At 63.7% G+C, this 1,453-nt stretch carries 1 protein-coding gene; it reads right to left on the reverse strand.

The window, feature by feature from the left end; translation table 11 throughout:
* Window positions 1–1,411 (reverse strand): beta strand repeat-containing protein (locus FQ746_RS24570; RefSeq protein ID WP_409932425.1); only part of this gene is annotated, 1,411 nt, incomplete at its 3' end.
* Window positions 1,412–1,453 lie beyond the last annotated feature (42 nt).

Consider the following 1,453-nt stretch of genomic DNA (forward strand, 5'->3'; position numbering starts at 1 on the left):
CGCTGTTCGTCGTGACGGTGTCGCCTTCGATCCGGCCAGCGTTGATCAGTGTGCCCGCGGCATTGACGGTAGTCGCCGAAGAATTGATGTCGCCGCCCACCGTGTTCACGACGTCGACCCCGCTCGCGGTCAATGAACCGCCTGCGGCCAGCGTGCCGTCGTTGGTCAGGGTGCCGGTCGCGCTGACCGTCATGTCACCGTCAGCATGCAGATGGTTCGACTGGCCATTCGCGTAGTCGCCGGCGACCGCAAGCGACAGGTTGCGGCCTGCGATCCACTCGCCATCACCCGACACTGCACCGGCAACTGTCATATCGCGATTCGCGCGGATCGTGCCGTGAGCATTCGAAAGCGCGGCGACCTTCACAGACACATCCAGTCCGCCGAGGATTGCACCGCTGTCGTTGATCACGACCGCGCTCGCCTGGTCCAGCGTCAGGGCCGTGGCACCGAAGATCGTCCCGTCTGAGTTGTCCACGCGTTGCGTGACGTTCAGGGTGCCTGCGCCGCCTGCGACGAGGCTCGCGCCCGCGTCGTTGGCAAGCGTTCGGGCGTTCAGCGTGACGTCACCGTTGCCGCCGAGTGTGCCGCCGGTGTTGCTGACGTTCGACGCTGTAATGGTTGTCGCTGCAACGCCTGCATTGGTCAGCGTGCCGCGGGTGTTATCGACACTGACAGCCGAGACGTCGACGATTCCCTGCGCACCGTTGGCGCTGATCGTGCCGCCTGTATTCGATAATGCGCCGCCCGCCGAGACAGAAAGATCGCCAACTGTCTGCACCGAGCCGCCTGCGTTGTCGATATCGGCCTCAGTTGCGAGCGTCAGTGCATCGTTGCCGTACAGCGATCCGCCGCGGTTGACAATCCCCTCACTCGCGCTGATCCAAGCGGTCTTCTGCGCCGTCATCATGCCGCCGTTGTTGGCCACAGTCGAGGCATCAACAGCGAGCGAGCCGTTGGTCTGTACCTGGCCTTCACTGTTCGACACGGCACCGGTCGCATTGACAGCAAGCGAGCCCCCACCCGCATGCTGGATCGTGCCGTGATCGTTCGTGACGGTCTGTGCCGACAGATCGAGACGCTGTGCATTCGACGCAATCGTGCCGCCGGTGTTATCGAGCGTGCCGCCTGCGCGGACAGCCTGGTCCGCGTCACCATACTGCGTAAGCCTGCCGCTGCGATTGACGAGATCACCGCCCGTCGTCAGGGCCAGCGTGTCGCCCTCAATCCCGCCGTCGCTGTTATCGAGCGATCCGGCAGAAACAGTCGTGGCTGCGCCGGACAGCTTGCCGTCCTGATTCGACAGGTCACGGGAGACCATGACATCGAGCGAATCACCGGAGACGATCTGTCCATTGCGGTTCGAGAGTGTTCGCGCATTGATAGTCAGCGGACCACCAGAGGACAGCATGCCCCGATCGTTGAGCAGCATCCCGGCAGCGCGTACATCCAG

The sequence above is a fragment of the Paraburkholderia sp. BCC1886 genome (assembly GCF_900996245.1).
Taxonomy (GTDB): Bacteria; Pseudomonadota; Gammaproteobacteria; order Burkholderiales; family Burkholderiaceae; genus Paraburkholderia.